The 20,600-nt window shown below is 49.5% G+C and carries 20 protein-coding genes; 10 read left to right on the top strand and 10 right to left on the bottom strand.

The window, feature by feature from the left end:
- Nucleotides 1–456 precede the first annotated feature (456 nt).
- Nucleotides 457–1,647 carry a glycine C-acetyltransferase gene (locus tag ACFQNG_RS01340; RefSeq protein WP_379862997.1) on the top strand — a complete coding sequence of 397 codons (1,191 nt, stop codon included), beginning with the start codon at nt 457–459 and terminating at the stop codon, nt 1,645–1,647.
- 26 nt (nt 1,648–1,673) lie between these two features.
- Nucleotides 1,674–2,645 carry an L-threonine 3-dehydrogenase gene (locus ACFQNG_RS01335; RefSeq protein WP_379862996.1) on the top strand — a complete coding sequence of 324 codons (972 nt, stop codon included), beginning with the start codon at nt 1,674–1,676 and terminating at the stop codon, nt 2,643–2,645.
- A gap of 41 nt (nt 2,646–2,686) precedes the next feature.
- On the opposite strand, the gene ACFQNG_RS01330 is transcribed toward ACFQNG_RS01335, so the two are convergent.
- The gene (locus ACFQNG_RS01330; protein WP_379862995.1) at nt 2,687–3,307 is read right to left on the bottom strand and encodes a hypothetical protein; all 621 of its coding nucleotides are present in this window, start codon (nt 3,305–3,307) and stop codon (nt 2,687–2,689) included.
- Between the two features lie 404 nt (nt 3,308–3,711).
- On the opposite strand from ACFQNG_RS01330, the gene ACFQNG_RS01325 reads away from it, so the two are divergent.
- Nucleotides 3,712–3,867 (top strand): hypothetical protein, encoded by a 156-nt coding sequence (locus ACFQNG_RS01325; protein WP_379862994.1) that lies wholly within the window; start codon nt 3,712–3,714, stop codon nt 3,865–3,867.
- Nucleotides 3,868–3,947: 80 nt separating this feature from the next.
- On the opposite strand, the gene trhA is transcribed toward ACFQNG_RS01325, so the two are convergent.
- From trhA to ACFQNG_RS01310, 3 genes are all read right to left on the bottom strand, one after another.
- A complete protein-coding gene (gene trhA / locus ACFQNG_RS01320; RefSeq protein WP_379862993.1) occupies nt 3,948–4,607 on the bottom strand; it encodes a PAQR family membrane homeostasis protein TrhA in 660 nt (219 codons plus the stop codon).
- Nucleotides 4,608–4,627: 20 nt separating this feature from the next.
- A complete protein-coding gene (purU, locus tag ACFQNG_RS01315) occupies nt 4,628–5,512 on the bottom strand; it encodes a formyltetrahydrofolate deformylase (protein ID WP_379862992.1) in 885 nt (294 codons plus the stop codon).
- Between the two features lie 90 nt (nt 5,513–5,602).
- Nucleotides 5,603–7,201: a PucR family transcriptional regulator gene (locus ACFQNG_RS01310; protein ID WP_379862991.1), complete on the bottom strand. Its 1,599-nt coding sequence runs from the start codon at nt 7,199–7,201 to the stop codon at nt 5,603–5,605.
- A 469-nt stretch (nt 7,202–7,670) separates the two neighbouring features.
- Between ACFQNG_RS01310 and ACFQNG_RS01305 the strand changes: the two genes are divergently transcribed.
- From ACFQNG_RS01305 to ACFQNG_RS01295, 3 genes are all read left to right on the top strand, one after another.
- Complete coding sequence (locus ACFQNG_RS01305) at nt 7,671–8,000, top strand: PadR family transcriptional regulator (RefSeq protein ID WP_379862990.1); 330 nt, start codon at nt 7,671–7,673, stop codon at nt 7,998–8,000.
- A complete protein-coding gene (locus tag ACFQNG_RS01300) occupies nt 8,000–8,719 on the top strand; it encodes a permease prefix domain 1-containing protein (RefSeq protein ID WP_379862989.1) in 720 nt (239 codons plus the stop codon). Before ACFQNG_RS01305 ends, ACFQNG_RS01300 begins: the two co-directional genes overlap by 1 nt.
- 255 nt (nt 8,720–8,974) lie before the next feature.
- Nucleotides 8,975–9,634, top strand: coding sequence for a hypothetical protein (locus ACFQNG_RS01295; RefSeq protein ID WP_379862988.1), 660 nt, complete (start codon nt 8,975–8,977; stop codon nt 9,632–9,634).
- Nucleotides 9,635–10,082: 448 nt separating this feature from the next.
- Here the strand turns inward: ACFQNG_RS01295 and ald are convergent, their stop codons facing one another.
- Nucleotides 10,083–11,216: an alanine dehydrogenase gene (ald, locus tag ACFQNG_RS01290; RefSeq protein WP_379862987.1), complete on the bottom strand. Its 1,134-nt coding sequence runs from the start codon at nt 11,214–11,216 to the stop codon at nt 10,083–10,085.
- Between the two features lie 295 nt (nt 11,217–11,511).
- Between ald and ACFQNG_RS01285 the strand changes: the two genes are divergently transcribed.
- Nucleotides 11,512–11,757 carry a hypothetical protein gene (locus ACFQNG_RS01285; RefSeq protein ID WP_379862986.1) on the top strand — a complete coding sequence of 82 codons (246 nt, stop codon included), beginning with the start codon at nt 11,512–11,514 and terminating at the stop codon, nt 11,755–11,757.
- A 45-nt stretch (nt 11,758–11,802) separates the two neighbouring features.
- On the opposite strand, the gene ACFQNG_RS01280 is transcribed toward ACFQNG_RS01285, so the two are convergent.
- Nucleotides 11,803–12,705: an aldo/keto reductase gene (locus ACFQNG_RS01280; protein ID WP_379862984.1), complete on the bottom strand. Its 903-nt coding sequence runs from the start codon at nt 12,703–12,705 to the stop codon at nt 11,803–11,805.
- Between the two features lie 111 nt (nt 12,706–12,816).
- On the bottom strand, nt 12,817–13,737 hold the full coding sequence (locus ACFQNG_RS01275; protein ID WP_379862983.1) for a proline dehydrogenase family protein: 921 nt from the start codon (nt 13,735–13,737) through the stop codon (nt 12,817–12,819).
- A gap of 207 nt (nt 13,738–13,944) precedes the next feature.
- Between ACFQNG_RS01275 and ACFQNG_RS01270 the strand changes: the two genes are divergently transcribed.
- Complete coding sequence (locus ACFQNG_RS01270) at nt 13,945–15,318, top strand: sigma-54 interaction domain-containing protein (protein WP_379862982.1); 1,374 nt, start codon at nt 13,945–13,947, stop codon at nt 15,316–15,318.
- Nucleotides 15,319–15,764: 446 nt separating this feature from the next.
- Nucleotides 15,765–17,018 carry a GNAT family N-acetyltransferase gene (locus tag ACFQNG_RS01265; protein WP_379862981.1) on the top strand — a complete coding sequence of 418 codons (1,254 nt, stop codon included), beginning with the start codon at nt 15,765–15,767 and terminating at the stop codon, nt 17,016–17,018.
- 78 nt (nt 17,019–17,096) lie between these two features.
- Here ACFQNG_RS01265 and ACFQNG_RS01260 read toward each other — a convergent pair whose 3' ends face one another.
- The gene (locus tag ACFQNG_RS01260; protein ID WP_379862979.1) at nt 17,097–17,699 is read right to left on the bottom strand and encodes an NUDIX hydrolase; all 603 of its coding nucleotides are present in this window, start codon (nt 17,697–17,699) and stop codon (nt 17,097–17,099) included.
- A 132-nt stretch (nt 17,700–17,831) separates the two neighbouring features.
- Between ACFQNG_RS01260 and ACFQNG_RS01255 the strand changes: the two genes are divergently transcribed.
- Nucleotides 17,832–18,782: a class I SAM-dependent methyltransferase gene (locus tag ACFQNG_RS01255; RefSeq protein WP_379862977.1), complete on the top strand. Its 951-nt coding sequence runs from the start codon at nt 17,832–17,834 to the stop codon at nt 18,780–18,782.
- Here the strand turns inward: ACFQNG_RS01255 and ACFQNG_RS01250 are convergent.
- A complete protein-coding gene (locus ACFQNG_RS01250) occupies nt 18,775–19,548 on the bottom strand; it encodes a DeoR/GlpR family DNA-binding transcription regulator (RefSeq protein ID WP_379862976.1) in 774 nt (257 codons plus the stop codon). The two genes, ACFQNG_RS01255 and ACFQNG_RS01250, sit on opposite strands and share 8 nt — an antisense overlap.
- A gap of 459 nt (nt 19,549–20,007) precedes the next feature.
- On the bottom strand, nt 20,008–20,520 hold the full coding sequence (locus ACFQNG_RS01245) for a mismatch-specific DNA-glycosylase (protein WP_379862975.1): 513 nt from the start codon (nt 20,518–20,520) through the stop codon (nt 20,008–20,010).
- Nucleotides 20,521–20,600: the final 80 nt, after the last annotated feature.

The raw sequence follows: 20,600 nt of genomic DNA, 5'->3' as shown, positions 1-20,600 counted from the left end.
TAGCGTACTGGTCATAGGTACGCCGCCCATATGGGTACATGCAACGATGTTGTAGAACTGTATGGGATGGGCTGATGAGACAGCCCTGAACTTGGAAGTTGTCCAAAACAGAAATGGATTGAGGACATTCACTATCCAAGAATCCCACGGCTTCAGCCGTGTAGAGTCTCAACCTTCAGAACAATCCATTGCAAAACATTCGTATCGTAGCGGCGGTGCGAGGGCCTGCCCGCCATTGTCATCCACTAATGGAAACGGATCAATTGGCTCATACTGAATCCAACAAGCCAAAAAAATTTTTTGTCCACCGGGAATAAACACAATCGCGAAAATATGATAAAGTAAATTTATCAACCTTGATATAACAACGAATACAAACGATTTGTTTGTACACCTCAGGAGGACATATGTTTCCGGTCATGAGAGTATCTTAGTACCTTTGAGGGGGATTTTACCGTGTCGAGTAAAGTGTTAACGCAATTCCTACAGGCAAACTTACAAGATCTGAAAGATAAAGGGCTTTATAATGAGATCGATCCGCTTGAAAGCGCTAATGGGCCTGTGATCACGATCGATGGAAGAGAATTGATCAACCTCTCTTCCAACAACTATTTGGGGCTGGCCACGGACCCCCGGCTCAAAGAGGCGGCCATCGAAGCGATCCAAACCTATGGGGTGGGAGCAGGGGCCGTGCGGACGATTAACGGCACACTCAAACTCCATGTGGAATTGGAAGAAACGCTGGCCAGATTCAAGAACACGGAAGCGGCCATTGCGTATCAATCCGGTTTCAACTGTAATATGGCGGCAATTTCGGCTGTCATGGATAAAAACGACGCCATTTTGTCCGACGAATTGAACCATGCCTCCATCATTGACGGTTGTCGTCTCTCCAAAGCGAAGATCATTCGTTTTAACCACTCGGATATGGATGATCTGCGCCAAAAGGCCAAAGAGGCGACCCAATCGGGCCTCTACAACAAAGTCATGGTGATTACGGATGGGGTTTTCTCCATGGATGGAGATATCGCCAACCTGCCGGAGATCGTGAAGATTGCGGAAGAATTCGATCTTATCACCTATGTGGATGATGCCCACGGCTCAGGTGTACTGGGCAACGGGGCCGGTACGGTCAAACACTTTGGCCTGTCCGATAAAGTGGACTTCCAAATCGGCACGCTTTCAAAGGCCATCGGTGTGGTGGGAGGTTATGTCGCCGGGAAACGGGAGCTGATCGACTGGCTTAAAGTGCGCAGCCGTCCGTTCTTGTTCTCCACCGCCTTAACGCCGGGCGATGTGGCCGCCGCGAAAAAAGCGATCGAAATCCTGATGGACAGCTCCGAATTGCAGCAAAAATTATGGGATAACGCCAACTACTTAAAGAAAGGCCTCAAACAACTGGGCTTTGATATCGGCGACAGCGAAACACCCATCACGCCTTGCATCATCGGGAATGAAGTGCAAACGCAGCAATTCAGCAAACGGCTGAACGAGGAGGGCGTCTACGCCAAAGCGATCGTTTTCCCAACCGTTCCCCGCGGCACCGGGCGTGTCCGCAATATGCCAACCGCTGCCCATACGAAAGAAATGTTGGATCGCGTCTTAGAGATTTACGGCAAAGTGGGCAAAGAGATGGGGATCATTTAAGCAGTCTGATGTTGGAGGAAGTCATGATGAAGAGGATACTTGTTACAGGAGCTTTAGGGCAAATCGGGTCTGAACTTGTCATGAAATTGAGAGACACGTATGGAGCGGACAATGTCATTGCCACCGATATCCGGCGGACAGATGGCGATGTCGTGGAATCAGGCCCCTTTGAAATTCTGGATGTCACGGATGCCAAGGCAATGTATGCCATCGCCAAAAAGCGGCAAGTCGATACCATTATCCATTTGGCGGCGCTATTATCCGCAACCGCCGAAGCCAAACCGCTTTTGGCCTGGAACTTGAACATGGGGGGCTTGGTCAACGCCTTGGAAGTGGCAAGGGAACTGGATTGCCAGTTTTTCACCCCGAGCTCGATCGGCGCGTTTGGCCCATCCACACCAAAAGACAACACCCCGCAAGACACCATTCAGCGCCCCACCACCATGTATGGGGTCAACAAGGTTTCCGGCGAGCTGTTGTGCGACTATTACTACCATAAATTCGGGGTTGATACACGCGGTCTCCGTTTCCCCGGATTGATTTCCTATGTGGCCCCACCTGGCGGAGGCACGACGGATTACGCTGTGGAAATCTACTATGAGGCGATCAAGCGCGGCACTTACACGTCCTATATCGCGCAGGGCACGTATATGGATATGATGTATATGCCTGACGCCTTAAACGCCATCATTGCGTTGATGGAAGCGGATGCCTCCAAACTGAAACACCGCAATGCCTTCAATGTGACCGCCATGTCATTCGAACCGGAAGAAATCGCAGCCGCCATTCGCCGGCATATTCCTTCTTTCACCTTGCGATATGAGGTGGATCCGGTCCGCCAAGCCATTGCCGACAGTTGGCCCAATTCCATTGACGCCACGGCCGCCAAGGAGGAATGGGGCTTTACCGCAGCCTATGATTTGGCGAAAATGACAGAAGATATGCTGGAAAAACTGAGCAAAAAGCTGTCCCCGGCTGACATGCAACCATCATCTTGAACAATGGCCCGGCTCCCCGGAAGAGGGGAGCCGGGCCCATCTCAATCCAGTTTCCCATACCACTGGGACCAATATTCCACCACTTGCTTTTTCACTTCTTGCAATTGCTTGCGGTTCTTATATCCGATGGAAAACCGAAGCGATTGGGAGGATTGGCGTGCTCCCCGCACCGTTTCCTCCGTTGGTTTGGCATACCTCACCTCGATGGGGATGTGGATCAGGTCCCCCGTGACGGGAACATTGTCCCAAATCCACTCCACATTGCGGATGAGGTCTTTCATATGGGAAGCGCACTTGCTTCCCCACCACCACAAACTGACATGGTATTGTTCCAATGACAGATTGGCTCCACGATCAACCCAATATTGCAACGCCAAAGGGGGAAAGCCCAAGGCACGTCCAAGCGCCACGTGAAACTCGCTATGTTCAAACCAAAGCCCTTCGATGTCTTGAAGAAAGCTTTCTTTTTGCGCTTCTGTTTGAAAGAAAAAAAGAACCTCCACTTTTTCCCCGTTTTTCACTTCATGGAAACGGGAGACATATGGATAACGTGCTTTGAGATCGGCGATCCCTTTTAACAAAGACGGGCCGGAAGACGAACCGACCGTTTCATAATAAGCCGGTTTCAATCCGCGCTTAAACATCTCCAGCGCAGTGATCATCCTTCTCTCCCCCTTTATTGAAGTGTCCGGGCGGTTCCCGATCCGATGAATCAAACCCATCAACGTAGAAGGGCTGTTCCGACCCATGCGCTTACCGTGCATGTTGCTTACTTAGGGACAAAAGTGACTTCCGATCTTTTGATTTTAGTTGATAAGCAAAGAATCGGCTTCAGCGATTCCTTGACGAAGGTATGTCCTCATTTCTTTCTTTCAACATAATTTAACAGAAAATCATCAAATCATCAAATGATTAAACAAAAAAATAAACAACCCTATCGCAAGAGTCGCTTCATGGATATCAATGGGCATTTTTCGCTACGCGTTTCCCTTCCGCCACCCGTTGTCCATCCCCCATGCATAATCCGTTGCCGGCTGGACACTGCTATGGATGAAGGAGTGATAAGATGGAGAAAAAACGCGCACAAGCGTCCGCCCCAACCCTCGCCCCGGGGCTGGATGACGAAAAGAAACTGGAACAAGACGCCTCAAAAGAAGAAATCGCCAAAGGGGATTACACCGAAGTGGTCACCCTCTCCTATGATGAAGTGAATCCATCCTAGTCCAAAAAACCGTCTCTCCGCGGATCATTTACCGGAGAGACGGTTTATGTCGCAACGCCCCATTTTCTTCAAGCCTGCCCTCATTGCATTCCCAAGGGGATGATATAAGCCACCATCATGGCAAAGTGAACGCCGGACCCCGCCGAAATGAACAGATGGAAAATCTCGTGAAATCCGAACTTTTGCGGAAAAAAATCAAATATCTTCGTGGCATAAATGATCGATCCAATGGTGTATAACACGCCTCCCACGATCATCAAGATGATCGCCCCCAACGGCAAGGCATCCACCAGCTTGACGAAAGGGATCACGGCAATCCAGCCGAGGGTGACGTAAAAGGCGGTCGACAGAGAACGCGGAAGATGGATGAAGAAAATTTTCAAGATGATGCCCGTGATGCTCATCACCCAGATCACCGTTAGCATGACCCATTTCCACGCCCCATCCAACCCGTGATAAAAGACGGGGGTATACGAACCGGCGATCAGCAAATAAATCGCGCAGTGGTCGATCTTTTTGAGAATCAGCTCCTTCTTCGGGGTCGTTCTCACCCAATGGTAGATGGAACTGGCCGCATACAGCAAGATTAAGCTCACCCCGTAGATGGTCATGGTAATCAGGGTGGAAAGGTTGTCACGGCTTAACAAAATGAGAAAAACCAACCCAACGACCGCCGCAATACATGTGATCAAGTGGGTCCACGTATTGACGGGCTCTTTCATTTTCAACTTATTCCACATATCCCGCACCCTCTCCCCGATCAAAATACAATCGTCTTATTCCCATGCACCACAATCTGGTCATTCAAGTGCCATTGCACCGCACGCGCCAGCACAATCCGTTCCAGATCGCGTCCGGTCCGCTTCAAGTCGGACACGTCATGCCGGTGGTTGATCCGTTCCACATCTTGCTCGATAATGGGCCCTTGGTCCAATTCTTCCGTCACATAATGGGCCGTGGCGCCAATCAGCTTCACTCCCCGCTCAAAAGCTTGATGATACGGCTTCCCGCCCACAAACGCCGGCAAGAACGAGTGGTGAATGTTGATGATTTTGTTGGGATAACGATCGATCAGCATTTTCGGAATGATTTGCATATAGCGTGCCAGCACCACCGTGTCCACCTCATGCTTTTGCAGGAGCTTCAAATGCGTGACGGCTTGCTCTTCACGCGTTTCCCTGGTAACAGGCACATGATAAAAAGGCAGGTGCAAGGCGGACACCAACGGCTCAAAATCGGTGTGGTTGCTGATGACCGCGGCAATCTCCGCTTGCAATTCCCCCAAGCGCCACCGCCACAGCAACTCTTGCAAACAATGGTCTTCTTTGGATACGAAGATGGCGATTTTTTTCTTTTTCGAGGCTTGGGTGATGCGCCATTGCATCTGAAATGAATCAGCGACCGCGGCAAATTGCCAGTTCAGCTCGTCCCACCGCTCCGCCAGATGCGCCAGCTGAAATTTCACACGCATCGCGAAGAATCCACCCATCGCATCGGTCGAAAATTGGTCTGAGTGAACGATATTGGCTCCCATCTCAAACAAAAATTGGGACACCCCCGCGACAATCCCGGGACGATCCGCACAGGAAACCAATAAAATCGCCATATCCCGTTCATTCGAAAAAACGTCTCTCTCCATGTTCATTGTGTCATGGTGTCTCCTTCTCATAAACGTATGGTACATATGTTGAAAAGACCGCATCCCAGTCCGCCGGACTTTCCCCTGGTTGCTGCGCTACCAATCTCTTTTCTTTTTCCGCGCCAACAGGAACCGGTAGCCGGACAGGGCCATTTCCAAGGCGAGGCGCCGGTCGGGCGATTCCCAATCGTCCCCCAGCATGGCGGCGATCTGTTCCAACCGGTAATACAAGGTTTGTCTATGAATAAACAAACACTTCGCGGTTTGCTGTTTTTGGAGTCCCGTTTGGAAATAGATCTCCAAGGTACGGACAAGGTTCGCTTTATTTTTGGCGTCATATCTCAATAACGGTCCGAGATGAAGATCGACAAAGCTTTGCACCGCCGAAGTGTCCATGTGCAAAAACAGTTGCCATGCCTGCAATTTCTCATAATGGATCAAAGTATGGGGGGATGCGTCCGCCACCTTCCCGCCCTGGAAATCCTCAGGCATCTCTTCCATGGACAAAGCCAAGCTCGCTTGCTCCCAGGCTTGAGGCATTTGGGCGAGATCATCAAACACATGGCTGATGCCGACTTTCCAGCGGAACATCAGTTGGGGATGGAGACGGCGAAATTGCGAAAACAGGGAATGAAACCCCTTTTCCACCCGTTCCATAAACGGATCGGCGGCAAAGGTTTGATGATCAGCCAGGATAATCGCCAACCGGTTTTCGACTGGCGCCACCCATCCTTTGATCCCTTTCTGCTCAAACAAATGTTGCATCATGCGGATCAGCTTCATTAAGAACACCCGCCCCATGCCGCTCTCATCGGCGGGAGGCCACTCATCTTGGCTAATCGCGCAAAGCACCCAGCCATTCCTTTTTTGCACAACCGTCAACAGGCTGGACGGCACTTCGCTTTGTCTGCCGCCAACCAAGTCGACCATCCACTTCTTGCCTTCTTCCATCTCCCATTCTTCCAATAAAAATTGGCGCAAATATTCTTGGGCGATGGCGATCATGACCCGATCAATGATCAAGTTCAGATACTCGGTCAACTTGCGCGTCGTTCTGATATATAAATCCCCGATATTCACATCCAACACCATGATGGGGCGATGGATGCTGTGTTTCTTCAGCGGTTTTTCCGTCTCGGGGTAGATGAGCGTTTTGCCGAGGTAATCTTCGATCCACACCACAAACCCGGTTTCCTTGTGCAAAAGTTGCAAGATTTTTTTGAGACCTTGGGGTTGTAAAGTCAATTGCAAAAACTGGGTCGAGATGCGCTCCAACGACAACAGCTGATCTTGGTGACTGGCGATCAGACGTGTATGGATATCTTGCGTAATCTCCACGAACGAGACAGGCTCTTCAAAGATCAGAATCGGAAACTGCTGCTCATCAGCGAACTGCTTGACTGCGTCAGGAATGACCACAAAGTCGTGTACCATCTCAATCGACAAAGCGGCCACCTTGCTTTCAACCAGCTCTCGCACATAATCCAGCTTCAGCTCTTTTTCTTCACCCAATCCCACGCCTGTCATCAGGACAAGCTCCCCTCCTTTGACATAAGAGGAACCATCCATGATTTCCAGCACGTGAACCCAACGTACCGCCCGGTTTAAGCCCCCCTGCCCCGCGATCACTTTTGCCTTTTGAAACAAGGGACGCTTCAACATCTCTGCGACAGTGAAGGAATCAAAACTATTCATCATTATCACCTCCAATGCGAACAGATTGGTACCGGAACGGTCCAATAACTCCATTGTAAGGGAATTTGCCCGGAAATGATAGTGAACCCCCCTGCGTTGCCCATTCCCCTCCATGATGTGCCTTTTCACACCATGCTATTGTCCCCCAATCCTTTCGGTTGAAGGTTAGGTGCTGCTTTACTCACGTCACTTCAGTGAGGCTCCATTTATGGAGCGGAGATGATAAGGCCTCTTTAGGCGCAACGAGATACGGCCTAAAGCGGCACGATAGATAGAAAAAATGTAAAAGGGCGCAGAGGCCCTTCATTTTCAAGTAGTTTCCGGCTTCAATTCCATCTTCCCATCTAAAGGTTGAGTGACCTTGAGGGACCACATCAGAATACTATTCAAACAACTCCCAAAATAGCGATTTTATATATTGCATTAAGACATATGTTGTGTTACTATCTATTTAGGGAGGTGAAACCCCGTGGACAAAGAAATGATGAAGGGGAGCGTAGATATTCTGATTCTCTCCATCATTAATCGTCGGGATACTTATGGCTATGAGATTATGCAGACACTTAAGCAAAAAAGTGACGATCGCTATCATATCACACAAGGAACGTTGTATCCGGCCTTGAAGCGTCTGGAGAAAAAGGGATATCTCGCTTCCTACTGGGTAGACGCACCTGAAACAGGGGTGCAACGCAAGTTTTACTCCATCACGGATAAAGGAAAGAAAGTGTTGGATGAAAAAGTGAATGCCTGGAAGCAGATAACGATCTTAATCCAACGATGTAGAGGGGAATTGGCATAATGAAAGAATTCCAGGGTTATGTGGAGAGTATCCTGATGGGGATCGACGGGTCGACGCGGGAGAAAGAGGAGCTGGCCCAGGAGTTTTATGATCATTTGCTATTGTGTAAACTTGATTATCTCAAACAAGGGCTTACAGAAAAAGAGGCTATTCAACTGGCGATCAATGAGTTTGGCCAAGCTTCGGAATTGGCGCCCCAACTGCAGAAAAGTATGAATCCATTTTACCGATGGAAGAATATCCTGCTTTGGTCAGTGTTGGTTATGTATGTGGGTTGGTATCTCTATGACTACTTTATCAGTCCGATTCAAAGACATCTTATAAGATATGGTCAGCCCTTTTGTCACATAGGCAAGTATGGCTGCACGTATGACTTGAATCCCCTGAACGATTTTTTTGAAATCGTGTATCATTTGGTTCATAGCCAAAATATAACCAATATATTTAGTTTATTATTTTTTTTGTCGTTGACGTATATTCCCCTGGGTTTTCTTATGACCGCGGTGTCGCGAAAAAGTTTTCAATTCAACCTTCTGACAAGTCTTGTTATTTTCCAATCATTGCATATGTTCGCTTATTTAATGAACATAACGCCTTATGATTCAGGATTAATCAATCAGCATCTAGCTGGATATGTCGTCGGCTATTTCCTTTATCAAGGCGTTGATGCGATGCGAAACAAACTGAATAAGAGCATGCGCAAGTCCAGCTTTGAGTAAAAGGGTATGCATCTGTCCCCCAATAAGGGGCATTTTCAATCAAAAGATCGTACCCCTCTCTATAGAGCTACCTACTTGTTGATTCGCTCTGCATTATATGTCGTATAACAACATATATGCATTACGCTTCATTGAAGGGGGTGATCAGAACATTCGCCTATAAGGCTTATTGGGACACTCATGTCATCAGGTCCTATCTTTCAAACATCTATTCTGAAGTGGATTGGATCCCACAGAGAAACGGGAGGATAAAAAATGAATCCGACACGGAAACACCTTTTTACTGCTGCCGTATGTTCTTTTGTTTTGACGGCCACTTCTCTTATTGCCCCTAGCGCCTCCAATGCCTCCACAAACAATTCAGAAGTGGTCAAAAAGCAACTTACCTACTTGCAACAATTTGTCATGATTGATGGAAAAAAAGTAACCAAAACAGAAGCCGTCGCGTTGGGTAAAAAAATCACCATTAAGGCGACGATTGTTACCGGGAAAAACAACCAAGAAGGAAAGCCTCTGCTCTTCGGGTTTACAACGAATGAAAAAGCCGAACAATGGTTGAAAGAGCATCCGTTCAAACAGTCAACAAAGACGCAGAAAGGAGTTCCTGGCGTTTATCAAGCCGATTTATATGAGGATTTGCATGGTCTGGGGGAAAAATACATCCTTGCCAGTGACGCCCCTGTTGGTATCCCGGTATTGGCTGAATTTGGTTGGGACAATCGCATCAGTTCATTGACTCCTTCTTGCATGGGTGTTACTACGATTTACGAAGGTGAACATTTCTCTGACCGCACGTTAACTTTTGCCCCTTCCAGATGCGCAGAAACGATCAACCTTAATGAATATCTTCTCGATCCGCAGAAACCTTTTCAAGGCACATGGGATAATCAAGCTTCTTCCGTACAATTGTACTAAACGGGGTCCCGACCCATCGCTATCAAGCTGATATCAACGAAACTGTCAACACCTAAACCAGATTAATCCTTTTTTCAGCTTAGCTAGATGTACGGAAAGCGCTGTGGTCGATTGTGCCAATGGCGTAAAAACGCTCATTCTAACGGATGGGACATGGGAAAGGGTCACAGGGAACTCACTTCAAAACCGATGGGGTGGTTCGGATGAACCACAAAGCCCTAGATCGGCTTGAAGTACTGCAAAAGAATCGCGGTGTTCCTGGAGAGCCGTTTGCATCGAAAGATGCACGTACGGTTCGGGAGGGGGGAGTTGGTGTCGTCCTTGACGCCCGGCTCCCTGCTTCACTACTTACCCCTATTAAAAACGGTTATCACTTTACGACACAAATATGGAGGAAATCGTTGGTAACAACCATTCTTTCACAGAAAAAAGAGCCCATCATAGGCTCTTAATGGTACACCATTTCTTTTTCAAGGAGTTCAACCACATCTTGGAAGGAGAGGCCATGAGCTTCCGCCACGGCACGGCAAGTACATTCACCCGCCAGGGTGTTCACCCCTTTTGCAATGGCCTTGTTTTCCAATACCGCTTGCTTTACCCCTTTATTGGCGATTTGCAACCCATACGGCACAGTCACGTTGGAAAGGGCCAAGGTAGAAGTGCGCGCGACAGAACCGGGGATATTGGCCACGGCATAGTGCAGGATGCCATGTTTCTCATAAGTCGGATTGCTATGGGTGGTGATGCGGTCAATGGTCTCGATGGAGCCGCCTTGGTCGATCGCCACATCCACGATGACTGAACCCGGTTCCATGCTTTTCACCATTTCTTCCGTCACCAATCTTGGCGCGCGTGCGCCCGGAATCAGCACAGCCCCGATCAACAAGTCCGCTTTTCTGACCGCATTGGCCAAATTGTAACGGTTAGACATCAATGTTTTGACTCGGCCTTGGAACAGATCGTCCAGTTGGCGGAGACGGTCGGCGCTGATGTCGAGAATGGTCACGCTGGCACCAAAGCCCAGCGCCATTTTCGCGGCGTTGGTTCCCACAATGCCACCACCGACAATCACCACTTCCGCAGGCAGAACCCCTGGCACGCCCCCAAGCAATACCCCTTTCCCGCCTTTCGCTTTCTCCAAGAATTGGGCGCCGATTTGGATCGACATGCGTCCGGCCACTTCACTCATCGGTGTCAAGAGTGGCAACGAGCCATTCTCCAATTGAATGGTTTCATAAGCAATGGCCGATACTTTCTTTTCGAGCAACGCTTGGGTCAACGCCGGCTCCGCCGCCAAGTGCAGGTAGGTATAGAGGATAAGCCCTTCCCGGAAATAAGCGTACTCTTCAGCCAATGGTTCTTTCACTTTCATCACCATATCGGCTGACCAAGCTTCCTTTGCGCTGGAAACGATTTTCGCACCTGCTTCCTTGTAGTCAAGGTCGCTGAATCCACTTCCCACACCTGCGCCCGTTTCCACCCACACTTCATGACCTTGGTTGATATAGGTCGCTACGCCACCCGGCGTCAAACCGACCCGATTTTCATTGTTTTTTATTTCTTTGGGTACACCAATTATCATCGCTATCACCTTACAATCAGTATGATAATACTAAGTATAAGACCAAGAGAAAGCGATTACATCAGACAACATGTCTAAACTCAACGGGCTTTCCTTCAACACAATGCGCGAGAGAGGCAAATAAACTTTAAATGAACGAAATAAACGAAATAACCGAAAAAACAACATATTATCTAATCATTTGCAATGTAATCCTGTTATTATATATGTATATCATATATATCCAAAAACAAACTTCTCTCAATAGCAAATTGTCATCATCATCGGTTCTTGTATATCGTAGGAGGAGACATTTATGAAAGTATTGGGTGTTGTCTTTAAAGAGAGGATCAATCTAAAGCTCTTTTATATTGTCATGGAGCATGATGTTCATTTGGAGGTATGGGATATTCTACATAATTATCATTTTGATGCGTTGGATACATCCTACACATTGGACGAGCCGCTCACGTTTGACCGCATGTACGAAATGCTGGAAGGCATGTCGAGAAAGTTTGATGACCTCTATGGTTCCTATCTTGAAGATGCAACCATTACATAAAAAAGCCCAAAGGGACGTTTTCTCTCCCTTTGGCCTTTTTTGCTATTACGGGACTTCATGCCCCATTGAGGCATGCAAGATCTCAAACCATTGATCCAACGTCAATGTATGGGTTAACGCTTGAACCGCCTTCCCGATTCGCTCCTGTTTTCCCGAACCGACGATCGGCATCATCTTCGCCGGATGGTTTAACAGCCACGCATACAAGACTTCATCGATCCCGTCCGCCCCGATCTGCGACGCAACATTGGCAAGCGTGTCACGCAGGCGAACCGCTTTCTCATCCCGGGCGTCAAAGATCTTTCCCCCCGCCAGCGGGGACCATACCATCGGTGGAATGCGCTTTTCCAAACAATGATTCAGGGTGCCGTCTTCCACATTCTCCAGCTGGTATGCCGAAACCTCAATCTGATTGGTGACAAGTGGAAAATCCAGATAGGATTGCAACATATTGAACTGGTGACGCTTAAAGTTGGATACCCCAAAATAACGAACTTTGCCCTCCCGCTTCAGTTGATCAAACGCCTCGGCCACTTGCTCCGGGTCCATGCAAGGATCAGGGCGGTGGATCAAGAGCACATCAATGGTATCGGTGCCAAAATTCTTCAGGGACTGTTCAACCGATCGGATGATATGCTCTTTGCGCGTATTGTAATGGTGGGACCGATGGTGTGGGCGATTGGCCGATGGCAGGACAATCCCGCATTTGGTCACAAGTTCCATTTTTTGGCGCAAGGACGGCTTCAACGCCAACGCTTCACCAAACAAGGACTCACATGTGTAATTCCCATAAATATCGGCATGATCAAACGTCGTAATCCCCTTGTCCAAACAAAATTCGATCAAGGCAAGGGTTTCTTCCTTGGACTGTTTCCAGTCCACCAAGCGCCACAGACCTTGAATGATTCTGGAAAAAGAGAGATCGGCAGCGAGTTGAATTCGATCCATGAGATAATCTCCTCTTTTATGTCTTTCCCCATCCATGATACCAAAGGCTCCGTTTATTTTAAACAGAAAGAGGCATGCCGGTTCGGCATGCCTCTTTCCCATCCACCGTCATCATTTCTTGAACATGGACTTCAACACAAAGGCCACGTTGGCCGGACGCTCGGCCAAGCGACGCATGAAATAGCCATACCAATCATTTCCGTAAGGCACATAGACGCGCATCGTGTAGCCTTCTTTGGCCAGCTCTTGTTGCATTTGCACGCGAATTCCATACAGCATCTGGAACTCAAATTGGGAATTGGGGATGTTGTGCTCTTTCACAAATTTCTTCACATGTTCAATCACTTTTTCGTCATGCGTGGCAATCGCCGCATAATTGCCGTAGAGCAGATGTTTCTCAATGATCTTGATGAAGTTGCGGTCCACATCTTCTTTGTTCGGAAATGCCACTTCCGGTGATTCTTTATACGCGCCTTTCACGAGCCGCAAATTGGGCTTGAACTGATTCAATTCATCGATATCCCGTTCCACTTTGTACAAGTACGCCTGCACAACCAACCCAACCGTTTCGCCGTATTCCGTCCGCAATTCTTTGAAGATGTCCATGGTGACTTCATTATGCGCGTAATCTTCCATGTCGATGCGCACAAAGTTATTCAGGCGTTTGGCGCAATCGAGAATCCGGCGCATATTCTTCATGCACAACTCTTTGGAGATATCCAGGCCCAGTTGCGTCATCTTCAGTGACAGATTGGAGTTCACTCCCGATTCTGCAATCGCTTCCAAGGTACGGATGCAATAATCGGCCGACTCAATCGCCTCTTCTTCGCTGAACACAAACTCACCCAAATGATCCAGTGTCGCCACGATGCCTTGCTCATTCAACCTTTTCACGGTTTCAATCGCCGACTTGATTGTCTCACCCGCCACAAACCGACTGGCCCCAAAGCGAAGTCCCCATTTCTTCGCCGCCTTGTTGGCCATTTTGTTTTTGGACAAAAATAGTAACACATCCCGCATCAATTGTTCCATCGCAATCTCCCCCTGTGCCTTTGCTTTTTAGTAATAAACAATAAAGCAAAAATCATACCAACTTTGTTTATATGGAGTTTTGCCACCATTTTTCCACTACATTGCACATATCCGTTCAATATCTTGTGCAATATTGTATAATACGATACACTTTTGTTTATGAAAAAACAGCGCGATGATTATCGACAAAGCAAAGGGGAGAAAGCCATGTCTTGGCAACATGCGGAAACGATTTTGAACACCCTGTTGGATATGATCAGCGAAGCCATTACCATCGTGAACCCTGACGGGACCGTGCTTCACTGGAACCGGGCCGCCGAGCAGCTTTATGATATCCCGGCGGCGGATATCGTCGGCAAAAACATCTCAGACTTCGGTTGGAATTCGCTCATGATCTCGCGCATGCTGGAAGAAGGGCAACCGATTCAAGAAGCTTACCATGAACCGCGTCCCGGCACGTACGTCTTGGTCAACACATCTCCCATTTACCAAAACGGGTACATGATCGGCGCAATTTCTTGCGAACAGGATGTGACCAAATTGGTGCGATTGGGCAATGAATTGTTCTCCACCACCTCCCAACTCCATACGCTGGAAGAGAAAATGAGCCAACTGACTCCCACCCAAGATCCCTTCCATCGCATCAAGGGAAACGGCCCGGCCATTTTGCAAGCGATTCAAGTGGCGCGCCGTGTCGCTCCCACCGACGCAACGGTACTCATCACGGGAGAATCGGGTGTGGGCAAAGAATTGTTTGCCCATGCCATTCATCACGGCAGCGGGCGGGCGGATCAACCCTTTGTTGCCATCAACTGCGGAGCGATCCCGGCATCTCTCTTTGAAAGCGAACTGTTCGGCTATAAGGGTGGCGCCTTTACGGGAGCCGATCGCACGGGCAAACCGGGCAAACTGGAGTTGGCGCACAAAGGCACGCTTTTTCTGGATGAAATCGGCGAACTTCCGTTGGACATGCAAGTGAAGCTGTTGCGCGTGTTGCAGGAGAAACAATTTTACCGCGTGGGGGGCACGGAACCGGTCCATGTGGATATCCGCATCATTGCCGCAACCAATCGGATTTTGGAAGAGCGCGTTGCCGCCGGGGCCTTTCGTGAGGATCTCTTCTACCGCCTCAATGTGGTGTCCATCGAAGTGCCGCCCCTGCGCGACCGGGTTGAAGACATTCCCGAATTGATTCAATTGTTTGCCCGGGAAATCGCCGTGCAATACGGAAAACCGGTTCCCCATTTCAGCCCGGAAGTGATCGTCACCTTGATGAATTACAACTGGCCGGGGAATATTCGCCAGCTCCGCAACATGATCGAACGGCTGGTCATCCTGACGGACGATGGACAGATCCGCCGTGAACATCTCCCCACCACGGTGCAGGTGCCGCGACTCCATGGCGAGACGCCCCTCCCCTTGACCCTCCCCGGAGATGAAAACGACGCCGGTTCGGAATGTCAAGCGATCCAAAACGCCCTCCGCACCACTTACGGGAACAAATCCGCCGCCGCTAAGTTGCTGGGAATATCGCGGGGGACGTTATATAACAAAATGAAGAAGTACGGGTTGAAGGAATAGACATGATGGCGCAGAGTGCACCAGGTTATACGCAAACATCGCCCGCTCCCGCATAATGGGGCGGGCAACGCCTTCACTGTCAAGGATGAACGAATGTCCAAGCTTGCTGATAAAGGGGCCCCGGAGTGATTTTAGTCTGCGTTCCTTGGTCGCTTTATCGGGAAGTCGCTCCGTCACCGAACTCCGGCACGGGCCTGTCCTCGTAAGCTTGAGGGCAAAGTCACTGTCGTTCTTAGTGTTGCCCGCTTTTCTTCTTCGTTCTTAACGAAGCTTGATTAACAGCTCCCAGTAACGAAGCTTTCAAAAATCTCTTCCTCTTTTCCCTTATTCTGATTTCCCCTATTGTTCGATCGATTGGCCCCATTCCCACTTGTTTCGCCTATCAGGCAATGCTACCTTTTAAGAGTGATCGTTGTCATTGATGATCGCAGAAAGGATGAAGCTTCTTGAACGAGATTCGTTCCATCACCCCGAATGAAATAGACGCATTAATCTCCTTGATTGCCAATGCTTACCCTTCCTTTGACGCCACAAGGGAGGAGACGGTGCAACCATTCAGGAAGCAAGTCCTGGCTTCCATCAAGGATCCGGGACCCTCTCGCTTTTATGCGTACTACCGCGATGAACAGATGGTGGGCGGCATGCGTTTGTATGACTACACCGTCAATTGGCACGGTTCCAAACTCCTGGCGGGGGGCGTGGGAAGCGTTGCGGTGGATCTTCTCCACAAAAAAGAGAAAATCGCCAAGGAATTGCTCACTTTTTTCTTGCGGCACTATCGCGGGCAAGGGGCCCACATTGCGTTCCTCTACTCCTTCCGCCCCGATTTTTATAAGAGAATGGGCTTTGGGTTTGGCACCACCTGGTACGAATATCGCATTCAACCCGCATCGATCCCCAAAGGTCAAGGCAAAGAGCAGCTCACTTATCTGACCGAGGCGGATATCCCGCAATTGCGGGAGTGCTATCAGCGTGTGATGGAAAAAACGCATGGGATGATTGAAATATCAGACCAAGACATCAAGCGCTGGTTCACAGACAAGAAAAACCGCATCGTGGGTTATAAGCGCGGCCATCTCATTCACGGATACATGACGTTCCAATTCCAGAACAATCACCCCAAAAACGCTTTCCATAATGACTTGCACGTCAAGGAGTGGATCGCGGAGGAGCCTGCCGTGCACCAGGCCTTTTTCGCCTTTTTGCATAGTCAGGCGGACCAATTCCAGCGGGTTGTTTTCTATGTGCAGGATCGTGAATTTTACCATTTGTTTGATGATCCGCGCAACGGGACTTACAACATGATCCCCCCGCTGTCGCATGAAATGCACACAACGGGAGCCGGGCTCATGGTTCGCATACTGAATGCCAAGCGGGCACTAACCACCCCTGCCATCTATCCCTTCGGCAAGGTGAATGCCGTCTTCACCTTCCATATCCGCGATTCCTTTCTGACGGAAAACGAACAACGTTTCACCATCCAGTTTGCGGAAGGGAAACCCACCCTGAGCAACCATAAGGGCGAGGCGCCTGTCGTCCACATGGATATCAGCGATTTATCCGCGCTCTTATATGGAGCGGTCTCCCTCGATACCTTGCTCACATATGGCCAAGTGACGGTATCGGAGCCGGCGGCAACGCAAGCCCTGCTCGCCTTGTTTCCCAAAGTGGCGACTCCCGTTTGCACCACTTTTTTCTAAATCCCCACTGACTCATGCGCCATGGCAATAAAAACCCATCTCCTCAAACAAGATGAAGAGATGGGTTTGTCCTTAAGCTTACTTGATGAACCGCGTCAACTCCTTGATCACGTGCGCAAAATAATGGGGTTCATGCGGCGCGAAATCATCCAGGCCAAGTTCCATCACCAAATGGGGCAATGGCGCGACAGGGAGCGCCCGCACTTTGTCCACTTTGCCCTGCAACAAGCGCTCAAACGCGCCCATATCCACTTTAACCACACATTGCACCTCGTTTCCGATCGCCAGTAACATCGGCGCTTGCACCTGATAACCGTAAATATGGCAAAATTCCTTGTCAATCAGATGGCGATCCTGAAACTCTTCTTTGACATAACCGAGATAGGCCAAATCCCGTTCGGTCAACATCAAGCCCAACTCTTCTTGCAGTTCGCGCAGTCCTCCCCACAACCGATCCTCATCCGCCAAAATGTGCCCGGCTGCCGTAATGTCAAATTTGCCGGGAAACTCTTTTTTCTGGTAAGAGCGTTGCTGGAAGTAGAGATAGTTTCCTTCCGGAGCCGCTTCCACAAACCAGCAGTGAAACGTTTCGTGCCAGTCACCCTCTTTATGTACTTCCGTTCTTGATTTGACCCCTATTTTTTGCCCATGCTCATCAAAAATCGCCAACCATTCCGTCATGATGAAACCTCCCCCAAAGATAAACATTCTCTTCCCACCAAGGGTTATACCCTTTTTGAGTCACGATAGACATAACCATAGAAATCCCGAATATATAGAAATAAATCGGTGCATAGGAGTGAGTGCAATTCCATGACAATTTTGGCCAAGACCAGAAACCAGCCGTCCCGATCCAGTTGGACGGCGGAGTTTGCCGCTTGGTTTCGCGCGCTGGAGAGTTCCTATCCCAAGGAACGCCGCCTGTTTGAAGACCCGTTTGCCGTCAAGCTCATCCGTCCCCCCTTGCAAGCGGCCGCCTTCCTTGCCCGCATCCCCATCGTTGGCCGAATCGTGCCGATGTTGCTTGATCACTTTGGTCCCGGCGCCAGAACATCGGGAGTGACCCGCACACGCCTGATCGATGATCACCTGACCCATGCCTTGGAACAGGGAATCACCCAAGTGGTCATCCTGGGCTCCGGCTTTGATAGCCGTGCCTATCGCATTCCCCACATAAGAAAAGTGCGCGTGTTTGAAGTGGATCAATCCCATACGCTCTCCACCAAACAACGAAAGTTGGTTCGCTTGATCGGCCAGTTGCCCGCCGGGGTCACCTTTGTCGCGGCCGACCTCAATGTGCAACAGTTGGAGCAAACCTTAACCAAAGCTGGCTTCGATCGGTCCCGTCCCGCCTTTTTCATCTGGGAAGGCGTCACCCAATATCTGACGGAACAAGCCGTTGACCGCACATTGCGTTTTATCAGCTCCACCGCGCCAGGCAGTTTTCTTTTGTTTACTTATGTGCATCGGCACGCCATTAAACAATTGGCCTCGGAAGCGGAAACGCGGCGGATTTATTGGTTGTTGGAGCGCGTTGGCGAACCATGGACCTTTGGGATGGTGCCGGAAGAACTGCCCGCTTATTTGGAAGCGCGCGGATTGTCGTTGGTCGAGGATGTCAATTCCATCACTTATCGCCGGAGATATCTGAATCCACAAGGCGCCCATATGAAGGGTTACCCATTTTATCGAGCCGTGTTGGCCCAAGTGAAACAACCCGATGCCGGCCCACAGATTCGTTTTTTCCGCACGTACTTCACTTAGCCCCATGTGCCGCGTTGACCCGCACCACTTCCACTTCCGCCTCTGCAAGCCGTTCCCGCCACTCATCCGGCACATCGTCGGTGATCAACAAATCGATTTGGTCCAGCCCGCACACTTTAAAAAACAATTTTTTATTGAACTTGGTTTGGTCCGCCAGCACAATCACTTGTTCCGCCTGGGCAATCATTTGTTGCGCCACTTGGCCGTCTTCTTCACTCGGAAAATAAATGCCGTCTTCAGCGATGCCGCCCCCACCCATCAAGCACTTATCCACATGGTACTCCTGCAGCTTCTTCACCGTCCCCGCCCCGTACAAATAACGGCTGTGCGCATGAAAAATGCCTCCCAACAAGTGGATGGACACCCGCTCCTTGTTGGATAATATATCGGCGATATCGATGGAGTTGGTAACCACGACCACATCCTCCGCTTGCAAAAACTGAGCGGCGTGCTGAACCGTGGTCGATGTGTCCATCAACACAAATTCCCCCTGCTTGATGCGGCGCGCCGCTTCCTTGCCAATGCGGCTTTTCACCTCGCTTTTTAAATCGAGGCGTTTCTTGTAACTCTCTATTTCTTTATGCACGACGGGCAACACCGCCCCGCCGCGCGTCCGGATGATGGCATTTTGTTCGCTTAATTTCACCAGATCACGCCGAGCCGTGTCGCGGGATACCTGAAACAGGTCGCAAATCTCCTGCACACTGATGCGATGATGTTCCTTCAGATATTGCATGATAGCAATCAATCGCTCTTCCTGATACATAAAAACCTCCTAACCTCTGCAATCTTACGTAAATATAAGCATTTTTAAGTTATATAATCAAATATATCACAATATCACTTACAATTGCTTATCATTCGTTTTGCTTCTTTGGACGAGACCCGTTATAGTAGAGGCAAAAGAAAGAGGGATCACCCGCATTGAACACATGTGAGATAGCGTAACTCGCAACCCGGCGGGGCGTGATATCGACAGCGGTTCAACGCCAATTACCCATCTGCTGCAACACGATCCTTTCGTGCGGTCAGCAGTTTTTTTTATATCTTTGCGAGCGAGAAACCACCCGCTTCAACTATGGGGATGATAGCAAGCGTCGGACATTTTTGTAAAAAATGAGTTAGCGAACACATGTTCGCGAGTTCTCGCGGGGCTAGCTTGGTAAATTTCTCTTCAGTAGAAGGGACTACCCTAGAATCCACTGCATTTACGCATGGGGAGTGGTCAATTCGTCGGCTTAATGAGTCGGGCCAACCCGGCGTAAATCGCCACAATCTCATCCAGCTTCATGCGCACCAGACCGCTGGAAGACGGGGCGACGAATTCCTGCACACCCGGAACCACCGGGGTTTCCTGCAATCCCCATGCCACGTTTCTTCTGCCGCTGTATTCGGTATATACGCCTTTGCCCACAAAGCAAACCACCCGCGGACGAACCGTTTCAATCTTCTGTTTGAGCTCGCGCCGTCCGGCCCGATACTCCTCTTTGGTAATCTCCGCCGCGCTTTGGGTTGGGCGAGCCACGATATTGGTGAAGCCATACCCCAGTTTCAACAGCTCCCCATCCTCCTCCGCGCGATACAGGCGCGGGGTCAATCCGGATTGATGGAGGATTTTCCAAAAGCGATTATGCGGATTTGCGTAATGATGCCCTGTCTCTCCCGATTTTAGGCTCGGATTGAACCCGACAAACAACACGTCCAGGTTGGGAGCCAGATGGTCAGGAATGGATGGCAATGACCTTCACCTCTCCATAGCAATGATTTTTATCCATTATGACATATCTTGATTCCCCAACCAAAAACCCCTTCCCCCCC

The organism is Laceyella putida, from assembly GCF_042665195.1.
Lineage (GTDB): Bacteria > Bacillota > Bacilli > Thermoactinomycetales > Thermoactinomycetaceae > Laceyella > Laceyella putida.
Note: the sequence above shows the minus strand (reverse complement) of the source record. Positions and strands in the feature narration are given on the sequence as shown.